A 19,553-nucleotide genomic window follows, 5' to 3' on the forward strand; every position below is an offset into this window, starting at 1 on the left:
ATGCGCATCACTGGTCTGCGGACCCTCACCACGGTCCAGGACTGGGGCCGGCCGGTCGGTGACGCCAACGGCGTCTACGCCGACGGGCTCGTCCGGGTCCCGATCGTCGTCGTCGAGACGGACACCGGCCTCACCGGTGTCGGTCTCGGGCCGCACGTGGAGATCGACAGCGTCTTCGCCGCCATCGAGGGCGAGGACCCGCGGTCCGTGACCGCCCTCTACGACCGGATGCTGCGCCACACGTTCAAGGCGGGGCACTCCGGCGCGGTGTTCGGCACCATCGGCGCCGTCGACACCGCGCTGTGGGACATCAAGGCGCAGGCGGCGGGAGAACCGCTGTGGCGGCTGCTCGGCGGCCGCGACCGCCGCGTGCCCGCCTACGCCTCCGGCCTGTGCGCCGCGCTGACCGACGACGAGCTCGTCGCCGTGTACCAGAACTACGCGGCGCACGGCCTGCGCGCGGCGAAGCTCAAGGGGGGCCTCGACGTCGACCGCGACCGCCACCGCCTCGCCCTGGTCCGCGACATCCTCACCGAGGCGGGCCGCGGCGCCCGGCCGAGCCTGATGCTCGACGTCAACGAGACCTGGACGCGCAAGCAGGCCGTGCGCTACGTCTGCGAGCTCGAACGCACCTTCGACCTGACCTGGGTCGAGGAGCCGGTGCGGCGCTGGGACGTGGAGGGCCACGCGGCGGTGGGCCGCGGCATCCGCGCCTCGGTCGCCACCGGTGAGAACCTCACCGGCCTCGAACAGCACCGGCCGCTGATGGCCGCGGGCGCCGTGGACGTCGTCCAGACCGCCGCGGTCTGGGGCGTGACCCACTTCCTGCGGGTCAGCACGCTGGCCCACGCCCACGACCTGCCGGTGAGCCCGATCGGCACCAGCCCGATCGGCCTGCTGCACGCCGCGGCGTCGTTGCCCAACCACCTGGTCAGCGAGCTGCAGGACCTGCGGCCCGCGGTGGGCGTCGCGATCGACCTGACCGTCGAGGACGGGGCGTACGTCCTCGGTGACAGCCCCGGTCTGGGGCTGCGCATCGACGAGGAGAAGATCGCCGCGTCAGGCGACCTGCTGCCCGACCCGCTGGCCGGCGGTCCGCACATCCGGCCGGAACGCGCGGGACGCCGCCTGCACGCGGTCGAGCCCGCCCAGAACGACCCCGGCCCCGACCTGTAGCACCGAACCCGCACCCCGCACGTGGCACCGCGTGCCGCCGGACTCCGAGGAGAACCGACATGGACCGACCCCAGCGCTTCGGCATGGTGATCCGGCTGCGCCCGGAGCACCGCGAGGAGTACCTGCGGCTGCACTCGGCCGTCTGGCCCGCCGTCGAGAAGACGATGCTCGACGCGAACATGCGCAACTTCACCATCTTCCTGCACGGCGACCTGCTGTTCGGTTACTACGAGTACGTCGGCGACGACCACGACGCAGACCAGGCCCGCATCGCCGCCGACCCGGAGACGCAGCGCTGGTGGACGTTCACGGACCCGTGCCAGGAGTCGCTGGCCGAGCCGGGCTCCGGTCACTGGTGGGTGCCGATGCAGGAGGTGTGGCACCTCGAAGACCCCGCATAGCGTCGTTGCGCGGCAGTGACAACAGCACGACAACCGCGCTACAACAGCACGCCGGTACTCCTTCGGTCAGCAGAGCACAACCGAGGAGGACATGGTGAGAGCCAAGCTGGCGGCGGTACTGGTCGGATTGCTCGCGGTGGTGGGGCTCGTCGTGCCGACGGCGAGCGCCACACCGAACTACCGCGACGTCTACGTGCGGGACAACGCGAGCGACGTGGGCAACGAGCCCAGCACCGGCAGCATCTACTACAGCCCGGACATCAAGGTGTGCCACACCCCGGTGCTCTGCGCGGTGTCGCAGAACCCGATCGCCGGGGCGACCAACTACGTGTTCGTGACGTTGCGCCGCAAGGCCACCCCACTGGGCAACGTGGACGGCAACCTCGTCCTGTACCGCAGCAACCTCGGCGGCGGGACGGCGTGGCCGGGCGGCTGGACCTACATCGGCAACGCGGCGGCGAGCGTGCCGGTCAGCGGCACCACGGTCATGATCACCTGGCCCGGCTGGAACGTGCCCGGTCCTGCCCACTTCTGCCTGCTCGCCAGGTGGGTGTCGAACGCCGACCCGATGACGTTCGCCGAGGTCGCCAACACGCAGCTCAACGCCCAGCGCAACAACAACATCGCGTGGCGCAACGTCGACTCGGTGCGGGTCTACCCGTCCCGGCCGGTCACCGTGCCGTACACGATCGGCAACCCGGAACCGTTCGACACCCGGCAGAACCTGCTCTTCGAGCAGCCGGAGCGGCCGTTCGCGGGCACGGTGACGGTCGACCTCGGGCGTGACCTCGCGGCACGGTGGAAGGCCACCGGCCAGCGGGGCGTCGGCGTGAAGCAGGTCGGCGAGACGCAGTTCCAGCTGGTCGAGCCGAAGCTCGCCCGCTTCGACGGCCTCACGCTCAAGGCCGACGAGCGCGTCGAGATCGCGCTGACGTTCGCGACCCAGGTGGAGGCCGAGCCGGCGGTGCTCGAGGTGCACCAGGTCGACGCGCAGGGCCTCGACCTCGGCGGTGCCCAGTACCGGATCAACGACAAGGAGTGAGTATCAGCTTCGGCGGGTCCGACTCCGTTGAACGGAGCCGGATCCGTCGAAGGGGTTGTCAATGAAGACGATCATGGTGTTGTTACTGCTCTTGCTGGGAATCGTGCCCGCACACGGCGCAGCGGACTGCGAACCGCCCGACTGCCCGGTGGTCGTGGACGCGCTCGACGGGCCGGTGCACGAGAGGGCGGAGTCGTCCGCCGCGGTGCTCAAGCTGCGCAACGGCGCGTCGAGGCAGGACGTCGAGGTGTCGTACAGGTTCGTCGACGGCACCGCGAAGCTGGGCGAGGACTACAAGGCCGTGCCGAGCGGAACGGTGACGATCAAGGCGGGCCAGACCTCCGCCGGGGTGCCCTACACCGTGTTGCGGGTGAGCGATCAGCAGAAGCAGTTCTCGCTGCAGATCACCGCGGTGAGGTACGGCCAGATCGGCAAGGGCGTCGCCGTGTTCACGATCGGCGGCAAGTGGTGAACAGGGCGAGGGCCTGAGCCCAGTGCCGTGCGGCCTCGGTCCACCGCCCGCACCGACCGGCCAGGTCGGCGGAGCTGCGGTGGACCGAGGCCTCCTCGAACGCGTCCGGTGCCTGCGCGCGCACCGCGAGCGCGGCCGTGAGGTGGGCGCGGGCGGCGGCGAGGTCGCCCAGCGCCAGCTCGGTCTCACCGAGGTGGTGCAGTGCCGAGGCTTCGCGGTGCCGATCACCGAGCGCACGGCACACCGCGAGCGCGCCGGTCAGGTGCTCGCGTGCCACGGCCGGGTCGCCGAGCGCGAGCTGGGTGACCCCGAGGTGGGCCAGCGCGTCGGCCTCGAACCGGTGGTCGGCGATCTCGCGGCTGATCCGCAGCGCGTCACCGAAGTAGCGCAGCGCCGGTGCGCGGTCGGCGAGCTGGTGGAACGCGTTGCCCAGCGACATCAGCGTCGCCGCTTCCAGCCGTGAGTTCCCGACCGCGCGGAACGTCTCCAGCGCCGCGAACAGCGGTTCCACCGCCCGGTCCGGCCGGCCCATCCGCACGCGGGTGTAGCCGAGGTTGCGCCGGGCCAGCGCCACACCGACCTCGTCGCCCGCCGCCCGGTGCACGCGCATCGCCGCCTCGTACGACTCCAGCGCCAGGTCGAACTCGCGCAGCTCGGAGTGCGCGTTGCCGATGTTGTTGTGCAGCCGGGCTTCCCCGCGCAGGTCGCCGGCCTCGCGCGCGAGGACGAGCGCCTGCCGTTGCACCACCATGGCGTCCGCGATGCGCGAGGTCATCTGCAGCGCGATCCCGAGCCCGCGCAGCATCTCCGCCTCCGCCCGCCGGTCGCCGAGCGCGCGGGCGGCCTCGACGGCGTGCTCGCACTGCTCGACGCGGGCCGCCCAGTTGCCGCGCGCCTCGAAGTAGCTCGTCAGCAGGTACGCCAGCTGCCAGGTCTCCCGCCGCAGACCGGAGCGCGCGGCCAGCCGGATCACGTGCAGCATGTTGTCGCGTTCGGCGTCGAGGTGGGCGAGCACCTCGACGCGGTTCGGCGCGAACGGCAGGTCGTCGCAGTGCGGGCGGCGCACGAGGTCGTGGCGCGGGTTGAGCACGCCGTTGGCCGCGTGCGCGATCGTGAGGTACCGGTCGAGCAGCCGCCGCACCCCGTCGCCGAGGTCACCGCTCTGCCGCGCGAACAACCGGATCAGGTCGTGCAACGCGTACCGGCCGTTGCCCACCTCGCTGACGAGGTGCGACGCGACCAGCTCGTCGAGGCCGGGCCCCAGCGCGTCGGCGAGGTCGGCGGGAAAGCTCGCGCCGGGGTGCTCGCCGAGCACGCGGAACAGGTGCGCCGCCTGCGGGCTCAGCGTGCGGTGCGCGCTCGCGAACACCGTGCGGACCGTGCGGTCGTCGCCGTCGACCGCCAGCACGTCCAGCGGGTCGTTGCGGGTCAGCTCCCGCACGAGGTCGGCGATCCGCCGCCCCGGCCGCACCGCCAGCCGTGCCGCCGCGATCCGCAGCGCGAGCGGCAGCCGTCCACAGTGGACGGCCAGGGCCGCGGTCGCGTCGGACTCCGCACGCACTCGTGGCGCGCCCAGGATGTCGGCCAGCAGGTCGTGCGCCTCGGGTTCGCTCAGCAAACCGAGGCGCACGGTGTGCACGGCGTGGTGCGTGCCGAGCGCCGAGAGCGTGTCGCGGCTGGTGACCAGCAGCAGGTTGCCCTGGTCGCCGGGCACGAGCGGCAGCACGTCCCGCGCGCGGCGGACGTCGTCGAGCACGATCAGCACCCGCTTGCCGTGCAACAACGTCCGGTACAGCGCGGCCGGGTCGGCGGGCGTGCGGTCCGCGGGGACGCCGAGGGTGTGCAGCATCTCGGTCAGCGCCTGCTCCGGCGTGAGGCGTTGCAGGTCCAGGAACACCTGCCCGTCGGGGAAGCGGTCGGCCACGCGGTGCGCCCACTCGACGGCGAACGTCGTCTTGCCGACCCCGGCGACACCGGAGACCACGACGATCGGCGGCAGGCCGGCCAGCGCGGCGAACTCGGCGGCACGGCCCGTGAAGTGCCCGGCGCGCGCGGGCAGCTGGGCGGGCTTCGCGGTGCGCGGAGCGGGTTTCGCGCTGTGCAGGGAGGGATCGCGCCGCAGGATGGCGGTGTGCAGGGCGCTCAGCTCGGGCCCCGGGTCGGCACCGAGCTCGTCGGCGAGCCGGGATCTGAGGCGCTGGAACGCTTCGAGCGCGTCCGCGTGCCTCCCGTCGAGGTGCAGCGCCCGCATCAGCAGACCGACGAGCCGTTCCCTGGTCGGGTGGCTCACCACGAGCCGTTCGAGCTCGGCGACCGCGTCCTCACGGCCGAGCCGCTCGGCCCAATGCCCCTCCAGCGCGGCGATCCGCTGCTCCCGCAGCCGGTCGACCTCCGCACGCCCCCACCCGAACAGCTCGACGCCCGCCAGCGGCTCGCCCCGCCACAGGCTGAGGTCCCTGGTCCGCTCGAACCGCTCCGCGTCGACCGAGGCGTCCAGCTGGTAGCCACCGGGCTTGGTCACGACCGCGCCGGGCATGCCGCAGTCAGCCAGCGCCTGCCGCACCCGCGCGACATAACTGTGCAACGACCGCACGGCCGTGCGCGGCGGGTCATCCCCCCACAACACGTCCACGAGGCGGTCGACGGGAACCGGCGTACCCGCGCGCAGCGCCAGCACCGCCACGACGCTGCGCTGCCGGGCGCCGTTCAGCTCGGCCCGACCACGCGGGCCGCACACCTCCACGGGCCCGAGGATCCGGACCTCGCCACCTGGTCCCCCCACGATTTGTACGTTAGCTGGCCAAATGGGCTGATGGCGAGGTGTTCGGGGGGAACCGCCCATCGGCTGGAGTGATCGCACACGGCCTGGGGAGGGTCGGCGGTCCGGGCCGGGCACGGCTGGTGGTCGCGGTGAGGCACGGCTGGCGAGTGGGGCGGCATTCGCGGGTGACGGCACGGCGGGGAGGGGCGCGGCGGCGGCGAGGCGCGGTGGGGCGGCGGCGGGCGGCGGAGCCGGGGGCAGCAACGGAGCCGGCTTGGCGGCGGCTGGTGGCTGGGGCTGGGGTTGCAACGGCGGGCGGCGGGATGGCGGCCAGGTCGGCCTGGCGATAGCCCTGGGCGCGCCCCTGCCCGACAGGGGGCGCGGCACAGCCCGCCCCACAGCCGTCGCGGCACGGCATGCCCGGCGGTGGTTGTCGCACGCCCCTCGCCCGGCGACGGTCCCGCGCAGCCCGCCCGTCGGTGTCCGGCGCGCCGGACAGCGGTCGCGGCACAGCCTGCCCGGCAACGGTCGCGGCACAGCCCGCCCGGCATCGATCGAATTCGAGTCGAAGACGCGTGCCGGAAAGCCTTTGCTGGCACCGTTTGCGGCCGACCTCGTAGATTGCCGGGCATGCCTTTGCGGAAAGCGTTGTCCGTGATCCTGGCTCTCCCCCTCCTCCTCACGGCCCTGCCGGCCGCGACCGCGCACCCGCGCTCGTGCGCTCGCCCGGGGTTGTTGTTCTGCGAGGACTTCCAGTCGGTGCCGCTGGGTGGTGCGACCAGTCTCGACTGGGGCGTGGACACCCGGCACGGCACGCTCACCGTGGAGAAAGCCGCGCGCGGTCAGCGGGTGCTGCACGTGCACACCGAGGGCAACGGGCGCGCCTTCCTGCGCGTGGACGACTTCTCGGCGCCGGGCAACAGCTTCTACGGGCGGATGCGGCTGAAGGTCGACGCCTTCCCGAAGCAGCCGGACTGGGCGCACTACACCCTGGTCGAGGCCACCGGGGATGGACCGGAGGTCGTGCGGCCGCTGGGTGGTCAGTACGTGCCGACCGCCGATCGGGCGCTGTGGGGTGTGGGCGCCGACGGCGGGCCGACCGGTGACTGGACGAACTGGCGGGAGTCGGCGCCCTCGCGTGCGGACGTGTGGCAGTGCGTCGAGTGGCGGATGGACGCCTCCGACAACCGCGTCGAGCTGTGGTTCGACGGTGTGCCGCAGCCGGACCTCACGGTCTCAACTCGGTCGCACGGCGGCAATCCGGTGGACTTCGTGTTCCCCGCCTTCGACACGGTCAAGATCGGCTGGCAGCTGTACCAGCCCCACGACGGCGCCCACGACCTGTGGCTCGACGACATCGCGCTCGGGTCGCGGCGGGTGGGGTGCTGAGGGACGGGCTCAGGCCTCGCGGCCCACGTGCTCGCGCAACCAGCGTTCGGTCGTGTTGATGTGCATCAGGGCGGCGGCCTGTGCGAGTGCGGGGTCGCGGTCGGCCAGTGCCTGGTGGATCGCCTCGTGCTCGGCGAGGGTACGGCTGGCGGCGTTGTCGTCGACCAGGCCGCGCCACACCCTGGCGCGGACCGTGCGGCTGGAGATGCCCTCCAGCAACGTGGTCAGCGTGGCGTTGCCGGTGGCGGCGACGACCGCGCGGTGGAAGGCGGCGTCGTGGAGGTTGAGCAGTTCGACGTCGTCGCGGGCGGCGCGCATCGCGTCCAGGTGCTGTTCGACCTCCCGCAGTTCGCGGTCGGAGATGCGGGTCGCGGCGAGTGCGGTCGCGACCGGTTCGAAGAGCCTGCGCACCTCGGTCAGCTCCAGGAGGGTGTCGCCGCGCAGCAGTTCGACGGCCGAGGAGATGCCGCCGAGCAGCACCGACGGTTCCAGGCTCGTCACGTAGGTGCCGTCACCGCGCCGGATCTCCAGGACCCGCGCCACCACCAGGGCCTTGACCGCCTCGCGCATCAGGTTGCGGGACAGGCCCAGCTCGGCGGCCAGTTGCTGCTCCGGCGGCAGCTTCGACCCCGGCGGCAGCTCGCCCGACCCGATCAGGTCCCGGATGCGGTCGATGGCCTTGTCGGTCAGTGACATCCGCGCAGGGTAGCAACACATCCCATCTCTGCCGAAGAGATGGGTCGTCCGCATCCACGCGCCTCGAACAGCATCGCTGCCTGCAGCAGGCATTTGAGTGCAATTTGCCCGAAGACGATGGACACGTCTAGTCGCCGTGGCCTATAAATCCATCCCATGTCCGCTCACGGATCGTTGCTCCGCGGACACGCCGCTGACACACGACGATGGGGTGGTTGCAATGCACCGGACCGAGCTGATCACCGCGGTCGAGGCGATCGACGTCCGGTTCCCCACCTCGCGTGAGCTCGACGGGTCGGACGCGATGAACCCCGAGCCCGACTACTCGGCCGCCTACGTGACCATCCGCACGAGCGGGGGCGCGGAGGGGTACGGGCTCGCGTTCACCGTGGGACGGGGCAACGACGTCGAGGTCGCCGCCGTGCGCGCGCTGGCCCCGCTGGTGACCGGGCTGCCGGTGGACGAGGTCCTCGGCGACCTCGGTGCGTTCTCACGCCTGCTGACCGGTGACAGTCAGCTGCGGTGGCTCGGCCCGGAGAAGGGCGCCATCCACATGGCCGCTGCCGCGATCGTGAACGCGGTGTGGGACCTCTACGCACGGCGGGAGGGCAAACCCGTGTGGCAGCTGCTCTCCGAGCTGTCACCGGAGCAGCTGGTCGACCTCGTCGACTTCCGCTACCTGGAGGACGCGCTCACCCGCGACGAGGCGCTCGCCATCCTCCGGCGCGCCGAACCGGGTCGTGCCGCGCGCACCGCCCACCTGCGCAGCCACGGTTATCCCGCCTACACGACCACGCCCGGCTGGCTGGGCTACGACGACGAGAAGCTCGTGCGGTTGTCACGGCAGGCCGTCGCCGACGGGTTCACCCTGATCAAGCTCAAGGTCGGCGCCAACGCCGAGGACGACCTGCGGCGGCTGCGGCTGGCCCGTGAGGCGGTCGGTCCCGACATCAAGATCGCCGTCGACGCCAACCAGGCGTGGGGTGTGCGGCAGGCAATCGACTGGATGGCCGAGCTGACGCCCTACGACCCGTACTGGATCGAGGAGCCGACCTCACCCGACGACGTCCTCGGCCACGCCACCATCCGCCGGGCCGTCGCGCCGGTGAAGGTCGCCACCGGCGAGCACACGCACAACCAGGTGATGTTCAAGCAGCTGCTGCAGCTCGACGCCATCGACGTCCTGCAGCTCGACGCGAGCCGCACCGCCGGCGTCACCGAGAACGTCGCGATCCTGTTGCTGGCGGCCAAGTTCGGCGTGCCGGTCTGCCCGCACGCCGGTGGTGTCGGGCTGTGCGAGATGGTCCAGCACCTGGCGATGTTCGACTACGTGGCGGTCAGCGGCACCACCGAGAACCGCGTCGTCGAGTACGTCGACCACCTGCACGAGCACTTCACCGACCCGGTGCGCGTCCGCGACGGCCACTACCTCGCACCGACGGCCCCCGGCATCAGCGCACAGCTGCACCCGGCCTCCATCGCCGCCCACCGCTTCCCGGACGGGCCCGTCTGGAACGGGCAGGTCACCGCCTGAGCGTCGACGCACCCATCCCGTCACCCGTTAGGAGACCCGCCGTGAACACCAGAACCCGCGCCTGTCTCGGTCTCGTCGCGCTCCTCACCGCCGCGCTCACCGCGTGCGGCTCGTCGAGCACCGGTGCGGGCGGGCAGGTGGTCGGTGTCGACTACCCGCGCTCCGACACCGACTTCTGGAACTCCTACATCAAGTACACCCCCGAGTTCGGCAAGGAGCTCGGCCTGGAGCTCAAGACCACGAACTCGCAGAACGACGTCGCCAAGCTCACCGCCAACGTCCAGACGTTCATCAGCCAGGGCGTGAAGGGCGTCGCGATGGCGCCGCAGGACACCGCGGCGATCGCACCGACGCTGGAACAGCTGGCCGCCAAGAAGATCCCGGTCGTCACCGTCGACACCCGGCCCGACAGCGGTGACGTGTTCATGGTCGTGCGCGCCGACAACCGGGCCTACGGCGAGAAGGCCTGCCGGTTCCTCGGCGCGAAGCTCGCAGGCAAGGGCAAGGTCGTGATGCTGCAGGGCGACCTCTCCTCGATCAACGGCAGGGACCGCACCGAGGCGTTCAACGACTGCATGAAGGCCAACTACCCCGGCATCACCGTGCTCGGCGAGGCCACGAACTGGGACGGCGCGGTCGCGGCGCAGAAGCTGCAGACCGACCTCACCGCCAACCCGGACGTCAAGGGCGTCTACATGCAGTCGAGCTTCGCGCTCTCCGGCACGCTGCAGGTGCTCAAGCAGAAGAACCTGCTGGTGCCGCCCACGGACCCCAAGCACGTGTTCATCGTGTCCAACGACGGCATCCCCGAGGAGCTCAAGAACATCGCCGAGGGCAACATCGACGCCACCGTGTCCCAGCCGGCCGACCTGTACGCCAAGTACGCGCTGCAGTACGTCAAGGCCGCGATCGAGGGCAAGACGTTCAACCCCGGCAAGACCGACCACGACAGCACGATCGTCCAGGTCCGCCCCGGCCTGCTGGAGGACCAGCTCTCCGCTCCGCTGGTCACCGCCGACGGCGGCACCTCCGACGGCGTGACCAGCCTCAAGCACGACGACAAGTCGTTGTGGGGCACCAAGCTCGGCTGAGCCGGCGACAACGCGGGAGACAACCATGGTCGCAGCTGCGCCCGTCGTCGAGGCGACGGGAGTGACGAAGCGGTACGGCTCCACCGTGGCCCTGCACGAGGCCGCCATCCTCATCGAGCAGGGGCAGACCCACGCCCTGGTGGGGCGCAACGGGGCCGGCAAGTCGACGCTGGTGTCCGTCCTCACCGGACTGCAGGCGCCGGACGAGGGCACCATCACCTTCGGCGGCGCACCGGCTCCGCGGCTCACCGACCGCGACGCGTGGCGGCAGCGGGTGGCCTGCGTCTACCAGAAGTCCACGATCATCCCCGGGCTGACGGTCGCGGAGAACCTGTTCCTCAACCGCTACGACCGCGGCCGCAGCGGCCTGATCAGCTGGCGGACGCTGCGCGGCAAGGCACGCGAGCTGCTCGACGCCTGGTCGGTCGACGTGGACGTGCGGCTGCCCGCCGGTGACCTCGACGTGGAGCAGCGGCAGTTCGTGGAGATCGCGCGGGCGCTGTCGTTCGGGGCTCGGTTCATCATCCTCGACGAGCCGACCGCCCAGCTCGACGCCGCCGCGATCACCCGGTTGTTCGGCCGCATCACCGAGCTGCAGCAGCAAGGCGTCACGTTCCTGTTCATCAGCCACCACCTGCAGGAGATCTACGAGATCTGCGACACGGTCACCGTGTTCCGCGACGCCCGGCACGTGCTGACCGCGCGGGTCGACGCGCTGCCACGGGCCGAGCTGGTGGCCGCGATGACCGGGGAGGTGGCGGCGCAGACCGGTGCCACCCGCCGGGCTCCGGCCGCGGACGCCCCCACCGTGCTGGAGCTGGCGGACGTGTCGCTGGAGGGCGGGTACGACGACGTGTCGCTGCACGTCCGGGCGGGCGAGGTCGTCGGTCTCGCCGGTGCGGCGAGCAGCGGCCGCATCGAGGTCGCGGAGACGATCGCGGGTCTGCGGGCCGCCACCGCGGGCACGGTGACGATCGCCGGGACGCGGCCACGGCCGGGCAGCGTGCCCGCGGCGTTGAAGGCGGGCGTCGGGTTCGTGCCGCAGGACCGGCACCACCAGGGGTACGTGGCGCAGCTGTCCATCGCGGACAACGGCACCCTGACCATCCCGGAACGGCTGGGCCGCGCGGGGTTCATCGACGGCCGCCGCCGCGACGGCTTCGCCCGCGACATGATCGGCAAGCTGGAGATCAAGACGCCGGGGCCGGAGCTGCCGGTGTCCGGGCTCTCCGGCGGCAACCAGCAGAAGGTCGTGATGGCCCGCGCGCTCGCGAACGACCCGCGGCTGCTGGTGCTGGTCAACCCGACCGCCGGCGTCGACGTGCGGTCCAAGGAGTTCCTCCTCGGCAAGGTCGAGGAGGTCGCCGAGTCCGGCGCGGGCGTGCTCATCGCCTCCGACGAGCTCGACGACCTGCGCCTGTGCGACCGGGTCCTGGTGGTGTTCGGGGGCCGCGTGGTCGCCGAGATCCCCCGCGGCTGGCACGACCACCAGCTCGTGGCCGCGATGGAAGGAGTCGACCTCGATGGCTGAGACCACGGAGCTCACGGCGGCGGCACCGGCGGCGAACGCCACCGGCACCGGCAGGCGGATCGCGTTCGCCCGGCTGCGCGACCTGGCGCTGATCCCGGCGATCATCGTGATCGCGGTGGTCGGCCAGCTGGTCAGCCCGGTGTTCCTGCGCGGCGACAACCTGGTCAACGTGCTGCAGACCATGTCGGAGATCGCGGTCCTGGTGCTGGCGCAGACGCTGGTGCTGATCGTGAAGAAGATGGACCTGTCGCTGGAGTCCACGGTCGGCCTCGCGCCCGGTGTCGCCGCCTGGCTCACCGTGCCGGTCGGCGCGGGCCACGGGCTGGGGCTGCTGCCCGGCGGCTGGTCGGTGCCGATCACGCTGGCGGTCGGTGTGCTCGTCGGCGTGGTCAACGCGTTGTTCATCATCCGGTTCGGGCTCAACGGCTTCATCGTGACGCTCGGCATGCTGATCGTGCTGCGCGGCGTCCTGACCGGCATCTCCGGCGGTCAGACGTTCTTCCGGCTGCCGGAGTCCATGCTGTACCTCGGCACGACCCAGTGGCTCGGCATGCCCGCGTCGGTGTGGCTGTGCCTGGCCCTGTTCGCCGCGGGCATCGTGGTGCTGGGCTTCACGAGCTTCGGCCGGTCGTTGTACGCGATCGGCGGCAACGTCGACGCGGCGAAGGCGGCGGGCATCCGCACGGACCGGGTGCTGTGGCTCGTCATCGTGACCGCGAGCCTGCTCGCGGCGCTCGCCGGTCTCCTGCTGTCCGGGCGGCTGGCCTCGGTCGCCTCCGCGCAGGGCAACGGGTACATCTTCACCGTGTTCGCCGCGGCCGTCATCGGCGGCATCAGCCTCAACGGCGGCAAGGGCACCATGTTCGGCGCCTTCACCGGCATCCTGCTGCTCTTCCTCATCCAGAACGTGCTCACGCTCGCCGGTGTCCCCGCCCAGTGGATCGGGGCGCTCAACGGCACCATCATCCTCATCGCGCTGGCGCTGTCGCGGGTCACCGGGGGCAAAGCCCAGGACTGACCCGCACGAGCACGACATCCGCACGGTACAAGGGAGTTCACGTGACGGACCACCACCTCGACCGACGGCGCTTCCTCGCCGTCACGGCACTGGCGGCCGGCGCCGCGGCGTTACCCGGCGCCCGCTCGAACGCCGCGGTGCCTCCCCAGCTCACGGTGCCCGAGCGCGGCATCTTCGACACGAGCCCGGCCACGTCCTGGACGGACGGGTTCCTCACCGGCAACGGCGAGTACGGCGCCGTGGTGCACGGCGGTCCCACCGCCGAGAAGGTGATCTTCAACCACCACCGGCTGGTGCTGCCGAACGGCACGCGCTCGGTCACTCCCCCGGTGCTGTCGGGCCGGCTGAACGCGGTGCGGGACAAGGCGCTCGCGGGTGACTACGCCGGCGCCAACCGGGACTTCGCCGCGGGCTGGTCGTTGCGGTGGACGCAGACCTACCACCCCGGCTACGAGCTGCGGATCACCACGCCCGGCCTGACCGTCGGCGACTACGGCCGGGTCACCGACTTCCGCACCGGCGAGGTCGTCACCAGCTGGACCGACGGCGCCGGAACGTGGACCCGCAGGGTGTTCGTGTCCCGCGCCGACAACGTGGTCGTGCACGAGCTCCTGCCCCCGCCCGGCCGCACGATCGACACCACTCTCAGCGTCAGCACCGCGCTGGACGGCGCACCGTCGAGCGTCCGGTACGCCACCCTGACCACGATCTCCAACGGCTCCGGCTACCTGAACCTGCGCGGCACCTACCCGTCGGGGCAGGGCGCGTTCGGCTACGAGGGCGTCACCAGGGTCGTGGCCACCGGCGGCAGCACCACGGCGAACGGCGCCACGATCGTCGTGACCGGGGCGAGCAAGCTGGTGCTGCTCACCAAGCTCGACCGCTACGAGTCGCCGGCCGTGTGGGACGCCAGGCCGTTGCACGCGGCGCTGGCGGCGATCGGCACCGACTACCCGGCGCTGCGTTCCCGGCACACCGCCGTGCACACCGAGATGTACGACCGGTCGCGGCTGGACCTGGGCGTGTCCGCGGCCGACCGGAAGCTGTCCACCAGCGAGCTGATCGCCCGCCAGAACGCCAACAGGGGCGTCATCGACCTCGCGTTGCTGGAGCGGCTCTACGACAGCGGCCGCTACCTGTTCATCAGCTCCAGCGGTGTGCTGCCGCCCCGGCTCACCGGCATCTGGACCGGCACGTGGTCCGGTGCGTGGGCCGACGACTTCACCACCGACGCCAACGTCAACCTCCAGGTCGCCGGCGGCAACATCCTCGACACGACCGAGGCCATGCAGGGCTACTTCACCCTGGTGCTCGGGCAGCTGGCGCACTGGCGCACCAACGCCAGGAACCTCTACGGCGCACGTGGTTTCCTCGCGCCGACCCGCACCGACGGCGAGTACGGCCACATGCTGCACTTCGACGCAGGTTTCCCCGGCCACACGTGGACCGGTGGCGCCGACTGGCTGCTCTACCCGTTGCTGGAGCACTACGAGGTCACCGGCGACCAGGCGTTCCTGCGTGACCGGCTCGGGCCCGCGCTGATGGAGCTGGCCCTGTTCTACGAGGACTTCCTGACCCGCACCGACTCGAACGGCAAGGTCGTCTTCGTGCCGTGCTTCTCGGTGGAGAACGCGCCCGGCAACACCGGCGTGCACCTGAGCATCAACGCCACCGGCGAGATCATGGCCGGCAAGCACGCGCTGCAGGCCGCGGTCTTCGCCGCGAACGCGCTCGGCGTGGAGCAGGGCGCGGGCCAGGGCGTGCAGCGCTGGAAGGCGTTGCTGGCCAGGATGCCCGCCTACCGCACCAACAGCGACAACGCGCTCGCCGAGTGGTCGTGGCCGAGCCTCACCGACCAGTACTCCCACCGGCACGTGCAGCAGCTCTACGGCGCCTGGCCGTTGCACGAGATCAACCCCGAGGAGACACCGGACCTCGTCCGCACGGGCCTGCGCGCGCTGGAGGTCCGCGGCGACCAGAACATCTCCGCCCACGGCAGCCTGCACCGCGCGCTGGCCGGCGCCCGGCTGAAGGACGGCGGCAAGGTCTACGACAACCTGCGCAAGATCATCGGCAACAACATGGTCTTCCGGTCGCTGATGACCTCCCACAACCCGAACCTCGACATCTACAACGCCGACGCCGCGAACGCGATCCCCGCTGTGCTGGCCGAGGCGCTGCTCTACTCGCGGCCCGGCGTGCTGGAGGTGCTGCCCGCGCTGCCCGGCCAGCTGACCAGGGGCACGATCACCGGTGTGCGGGCGCGCGGCCGGATCCGCGTGCACAGCCTCGGCTGGGACCTGACCGCCCGCACCGCCACGATGTCGGTCACCTCGGCCGTCGACCAGACCGTCACCCTGATCAGCCGCCGCGGCATGTCGGCGCTGACGACCACCGCACCGGTCGCGCCGTCACCGCTCGGCCCGCACGCCCGGCAGGTCACGCTGGCCGCGGGGCAGCGCACGGACTTCGCGATCTCCTTGCAGAGCAGTTGGTTCCGGCTGGTCAACCGGCGCAGCGGCAAGGCGCTCGACGTGACCGGCGCGAGCACCGCCGACGGCGCCAAGGTCGTCCAGTGGACGTGGTCGGGCAGCACCAACCAGCAGTGGCAGCTGCAGCCCAACGCGGACGGCTCGTCCCGCCTCGTCGCACGGCACAGCGGCCGGGTGCTCACCGGTGCGGGCGGCTCAGCCCAGGGCGCCCAGCTCGAACAACGCGCCGACACCGGCAGCACCGACCAGTGGTGGAAGGTCGTCGACGCGGGCGGCGGGCACGTCCAGCTCGTCAACGTGCGCACCGGCTGGTGCGCGGACGTGGAGGGCGGTGCCCAGACCGACGGCGCCAAGGTGGTCCAGTGGCAGGCCAACGGCGCCGAGAACCAGCAGTGGCAGGTCGTCTGGGTCTGACCAGCCGGGCATGGGGTCATCGCGGCAGCCAGCCGGTCGCCGCGATGACGTCACGCGCGATCGCGGCCCACGGCTGTGCGGAGACCTCCCCACCGGCCGTGGCCTGCCCACGCCGGCCCGTCCCCCGGCAAGCGGTGCCCCGGTTCAGGCACGGGCCCGGTTCTGGCCGACACCGCCGTTCTCGCCGAGCAGCAGGTACGCCGCCGCCGTCCACGTGTAGGCGCGGTCGCGCAGCCCCTCCCCCGTCAGCGCGTCGAAGTTCTCGGCGAACCCGGACTTCTCGCACGTGGCCAGGAACCGGGCGCGCACCTGGTCGGCCAGCTCCACCGCGCCGCCGCGGCGCAGGCCGTCCTCGACCAGCACGGTGGCCGGTGCCCACACCGGTCCGCGCCAGTAGCCGTCCGGGTCGTACCACCGCGAGCCCGGCAGCTCGGTGGCGAGCCCGACGGACGTGAGGTGTTTGGCGACACCGTCGCAGAGGCCGGCGAAGACCTCGGGCGGCAGGTGCTCACCCAGCACGACGGGCATCAGGTCGAGCAGGCTCGCGCTGCGCCGCTTCGTCCCGCTCGTCACGCCCTGGCTGACGAAGCCGTTGCCCTGCCAGAGCTCGTCGAGCAGCACGGCCAGCAGCTCGTCCGCCAGCGCGGCCCAGCGGACCGGCGACTCGCCCACCTCGGCGGCGAGCACGGCGAGCTCCTTGCACTGCAGCACCAGGAAAGCGGCCAGGTCGGGTGAGCGGACGAGGCGTTCCTCCAGGAACACCGTCGAGTTGTCCCAGCCGCTGTCGTTGCCGTGCTCGTAGTGCGGCAGGCGGCTGCCCGGCGCGCGGCGGTGGTCCAGCCAGAACGACGTCCACGCCGACAGCTGCCGGTACGCGGTGGCCACGTCCGGCAGCCCACCGGGGAGCCGGCGGCGCAGCAACGACAGCGCCCAGCCGTGCACGGGAGGTTTCACGAAGTTGCGCAGCACCTCGGAGTGCGTGACCGAGTCCGGCAGCGCGCCCTCGGCGTCCTGGTGGTCGAACACCACCTGGAACTGCTCCCAGGCCAGGTCCGGCGCGCCGCAGGCCAGTGCCAGCGCGGTGAAGCAGTGGTCCCAGCTCCACACCTTGTCCATCCAGTGCTTGGACATCAGCACCGCGGGCCGGCGCACGAACCCCGCCGGGCGCACGGTCGCCGACCAGAGCACGTAACAGGCGAGCTCGGCGGCCGGCGTGCGGTCGTCGCGCCACGGTGCCACGGCGTCGGCGAACCGGGTGAACTCCGCGCGCACGGCCGTCACGTCGTCGGCGAACGCGGTGGTGGGCCGCGACACCGCGCGGGCCGTGCCCAGCTCCTCGACCACCAGCTCCCACGGCTCGCCCGCGCCCAGCACGACCGCGCGCCGGGCCGTGCCGAGCTCTTGGTCGCCGATCTGGCTCCACTGTCCGGACAGGACGGTCAGGCGCAGCCGGTGCCCGGTCTCGTAGGAGGTGAAGACGAGCCCGCCGGCCGGGTCGGCGAAGAAGTACGTGCCGGTGAACGGGGTCAGCGTCCGCTGCGTGGCGCTGAGCAGCAGGCCGGCGCCGGTGCCGGAGATCCGCAGCACGTCCGGCGCCGAGTACACCGCGGTGACGAGCCCCTGCTCGGTGCGCCACGTCAACGTCGCCGGGTCCGCGGTCACCTCGGCCGCCACCGGCTTGCCGTTCAACACCGGCACGAGCGACAGCAACGGGTGCATGCCGTTGCGGTGCGAGACGAGGTGCACCTCCTCGGCGTAGGAGGCCAGCCCGATCACGGGCGAGAGGCCGAACCAGGCGCCGGAGCGGCTGAACGGGATCTCGCGCACGGAGAACTCGGTTGCCACGGGGGTTCCTCTCAGTCCTTCACGGCGCCGGAGGTCACCCCGGCGGCGACGTAGCGCTGGGCCACCACGAGCAGCACGGCGGCCGGCACCGACGCGACCACGGCGGTGGCCATGATCGAGTTCCACTCCTGGTTGTTGTTGCCGATGTAGCGGTAGATGCCGAGCGTCAGCGGTTGCAGCGCGCCACCGGAGTCGAGCGTGGCCGCGAACAGGAAGTCCGACCACGCCCACAGGAACGAGAACAGCGCCGCGGTCACCACGCCGTTGCGGCTCGCGGGCAGCACGATCGAGACGAACGTGCGCCACGCTCCCGCGCCGTCGATGCGGGCGGCCTGCAGCAGCTCGTCCGGCACCGCGGCGATGAACGAGGTGAGGATCAGCACGGCGAACGGCACGGCCACGGTCGAGTCGGCGAAGACGAGGCCCCACACCGTGTTCGTGATGCCCAGGCGCACGTAGACGCCGTAGAAGCCGAGCGCCATGATGATGCCGGGGATCATCTGCGCGACCAGCAGCACGAACCCGAGCACGCGCCGTCCGGCCGGCCACAGCTTCGCCAGCGCGTACGCGGCGGGCGCGGCCAGCAGCAGCGTGAGCCCGACGGTGCCGACCGCGACCAGCAGGCTCGTGCCGAAGTACGGCAGCTGCTCGCCCAGCACCCGTTCGTAGCCCTCCAGCGTGGGCGAGGACGGGAACAGGCTCGGTGGCGACCTGCGCATGTCGACCGCGGGCGTGAGCGACACGGTGACCATCCAGTAGACCGGGAACAGCATCACCGCGGTCAGCACGACGCCGACGGCCGTGCGCCAGGACCGGGCCCTCATCGGCGTTCCTGCACGCGGGCGTAGAGCAGCCCGGCGACCAGCGCGAACAGGATCAGGACGTTGCCGACCGCGGCGCTCGGCCCGAACCGGGGCAGCGCGTTGCCGAAGCCGAGCTCGTAGGACCAGGTGGCGAGCGTCGTGGACGTCCCGCTCGGCCCGCCCCTGGTCATGATCCAGATGAGGTCGAACACCTTGAGCGTGTAGACCAGCCCGAGCAGCAGCGTGATCGCCGAGACCGGGCGCAGCATGGGGAACGTGACGTGCCGGAACGTCTGCCAGCCGCTCGCACCGTCCAGTGAGGACGCCTCGTACACCTCGGGCGGGATGGTGCGCAGGCCGCTGTAGAGGACCACGAGGTTGAACGGCACGCCGATCCAGATGTTGGCGGCGGTGACCGACACCAGCGACCACGACGGCGAGGTCAGCCAGTTGACCCGGTCGGCGCCGAACGCCGCCAGCACCGCGTTGACCAGGCCGGACTCGCTGTTGAGCAGCCACGCCCACGTCGAGGCCGACACGATCAGCGGCAGCAGCCAGGGCACCAGGAACAACGCGCGCAACGTCGCCGACAGCGGGAAGTCGCGGGCGAAGAACACCGCCAGCGCCAGCCCGATCGTGTACTGGAACACCAGCGACACGACCGTGAAGGCGACCGTGTTCAGCACCGCCGTGCGGAACGTCGGATCGGCGAACACCGCGGCGTAGTTCGCGAAGCCGACGAACGGCGCACCGCCCTGGACGAACGTGCGCACGGTGGTGCCGCGCACGCTCAGCTCCACGTTGGTGTACAGGGGATACGCGTAGCAGACCAGCAGGTAGGCCACGAGCGGGGCCGCGAACGCCCAGGCGGCGAGCCGTGCGCGCACG

The 19,553-nt window shown here is 71.7% G+C and carries 15 protein-coding genes; 10 read left to right on the plus strand and 5 right to left on the minus strand.

Annotation, left to right across the window (positions count from 1 at the left end):
* The 4 genes from ADL03_RS21535 (at position 1) to ADL03_RS21550 (ending at position 3,091) form a co-directional block, all read left to right on the plus strand.
* Entirely contained in the window at positions 1–1,176 is a 1,176-nt protein-coding gene (locus tag ADL03_RS21535) for a mandelate racemase/muconate lactonizing enzyme family protein (protein WP_053735312.1), read from the plus strand.
* Between the two features lie 59 nt (positions 1,177–1,235).
* Complete coding sequence (locus ADL03_RS21540; protein ID WP_053735313.1) at positions 1,236–1,577, plus strand: L-rhamnose mutarotase; 342 nt, start codon at positions 1,236–1,238, stop codon at positions 1,575–1,577.
* Between the two features lie 91 nt (positions 1,578–1,668).
* Positions 1,669–2,619 carry a hypothetical protein gene (locus ADL03_RS21545; protein WP_053735314.1) on the plus strand — a complete coding sequence of 317 codons (951 nt, stop codon included), beginning with the start codon at positions 1,669–1,671 and terminating at the stop codon, positions 2,617–2,619.
* A gap of 61 nt (positions 2,620–2,680) precedes the next feature.
* Positions 2,681–3,091 carry a Calx-beta domain-containing protein gene (locus ADL03_RS21550; protein WP_053735315.1) on the plus strand — a complete coding sequence of 137 codons (411 nt, stop codon included), beginning with the start codon at positions 2,681–2,683 and terminating at the stop codon, positions 3,089–3,091.
* Here the strand turns inward: ADL03_RS21550 and ADL03_RS21555 are convergent.
* Positions 3,069–5,873 carry a BTAD domain-containing putative transcriptional regulator gene (locus ADL03_RS21555; protein ID WP_197288531.1) on the minus strand — a complete coding sequence of 935 codons (2,805 nt, stop codon included), beginning with the start codon at positions 5,871–5,873 and terminating at the stop codon, positions 3,069–3,071. The genes ADL03_RS21550 and ADL03_RS21555 overlap by 23 nt on opposite strands.
* A gap of 609 nt (positions 5,874–6,482) precedes the next feature.
* Here ADL03_RS21555 and ADL03_RS21560 point away from each other — a divergent pair.
* Positions 6,483–7,241 (plus strand): hypothetical protein, encoded by a 759-nt coding sequence (locus ADL03_RS21560; protein ID WP_053735316.1) that lies wholly within the window; start codon positions 6,483–6,485, stop codon positions 7,239–7,241.
* Positions 7,242–7,250: 9 nt separating this feature from the next.
* On the opposite strand, the gene ADL03_RS21565 is transcribed toward ADL03_RS21560, so the two are convergent.
* Positions 7,251–7,937 carry a FadR/GntR family transcriptional regulator gene (locus tag ADL03_RS21565; protein ID WP_053735317.1) on the minus strand — a complete coding sequence of 229 codons (687 nt, stop codon included), beginning with the start codon at positions 7,935–7,937 and terminating at the stop codon, positions 7,251–7,253.
* Between the two features lie 220 nt (positions 7,938–8,157).
* Between ADL03_RS21565 and ADL03_RS21570 the strand changes: the two genes are divergently transcribed.
* From ADL03_RS21570 to ADL03_RS21590, 5 genes are read left to right on the plus strand one after another with little or no spacing between them, the layout of a single operon-like run.
* Positions 8,158–9,471 (plus strand): enolase C-terminal domain-like protein, encoded by a 1,314-nt coding sequence (locus tag ADL03_RS21570; protein ID WP_053735318.1) that lies wholly within the window; start codon positions 8,158–8,160, stop codon positions 9,469–9,471.
* A 41-nt stretch (positions 9,472–9,512) separates the two neighbouring features.
* Positions 9,513–10,562 carry a sugar ABC transporter substrate-binding protein gene (locus tag ADL03_RS21575; protein ID WP_053735319.1) on the plus strand — a complete coding sequence of 350 codons (1,050 nt, stop codon included), beginning with the start codon at positions 9,513–9,515 and terminating at the stop codon, positions 10,560–10,562.
* A gap of 25 nt (positions 10,563–10,587) precedes the next feature.
* Positions 10,588–12,093 carry a sugar ABC transporter ATP-binding protein gene (locus ADL03_RS21580; protein ID WP_053735320.1) on the plus strand — a complete coding sequence of 502 codons (1,506 nt, stop codon included), beginning with the start codon at positions 10,588–10,590 and terminating at the stop codon, positions 12,091–12,093.
* A complete protein-coding gene (locus tag ADL03_RS21585; RefSeq protein WP_053735321.1) occupies positions 12,086–13,111 on the plus strand; it encodes an ABC transporter permease in 1,026 nt (341 codons plus the stop codon). Before ADL03_RS21580 ends, ADL03_RS21585 begins: the two co-directional genes overlap by 8 nt.
* A 41-nt stretch (positions 13,112–13,152) precedes the next feature.
* A complete protein-coding gene (locus tag ADL03_RS21590; protein ID WP_053735322.1) occupies positions 13,153–16,017 on the plus strand; it encodes an RICIN domain-containing protein in 2,865 nt (954 codons plus the stop codon).
* Between the two features lie 144 nt (positions 16,018–16,161).
* Here ADL03_RS21590 and ADL03_RS21595 read toward each other — a convergent pair whose 3' ends face one another.
* The 3 genes from ADL03_RS21595 to ADL03_RS48555 are packed head-to-tail and all read right to left on the minus strand — an operon-like array spanning position 16,162 to position 19,552.
* Positions 16,162–17,862, minus strand: coding sequence for an amylo-alpha-1,6-glucosidase (locus tag ADL03_RS21595; RefSeq protein ID WP_053735323.1), 1,701 nt, complete (start codon positions 17,860–17,862; stop codon positions 16,162–16,164).
* A gap of 11 nt (positions 17,863–17,873) precedes the next feature.
* Entirely contained in the window at positions 17,874–18,686 is an 813-nt protein-coding gene (locus ADL03_RS21600; RefSeq protein ID WP_053735324.1) for a carbohydrate ABC transporter permease, read from the minus strand.
* On the minus strand, positions 18,683–19,552 hold the full coding sequence (locus tag ADL03_RS48555; protein WP_053735325.1) for a carbohydrate ABC transporter permease: 870 nt from the start codon (positions 19,550–19,552) through the stop codon (positions 18,683–18,685). The genes ADL03_RS21600 and ADL03_RS48555 overlap by 4 nt, the downstream gene beginning before the upstream one ends.
* Position 19,553: the final 1 nt, after the last annotated feature.

The organism is Nocardia sp. NRRL S-836 (assembly GCF_001279525.1).
Lineage (GTDB): Bacteria > Actinomycetota > Actinomycetes > Mycobacteriales > Pseudonocardiaceae > Lentzea.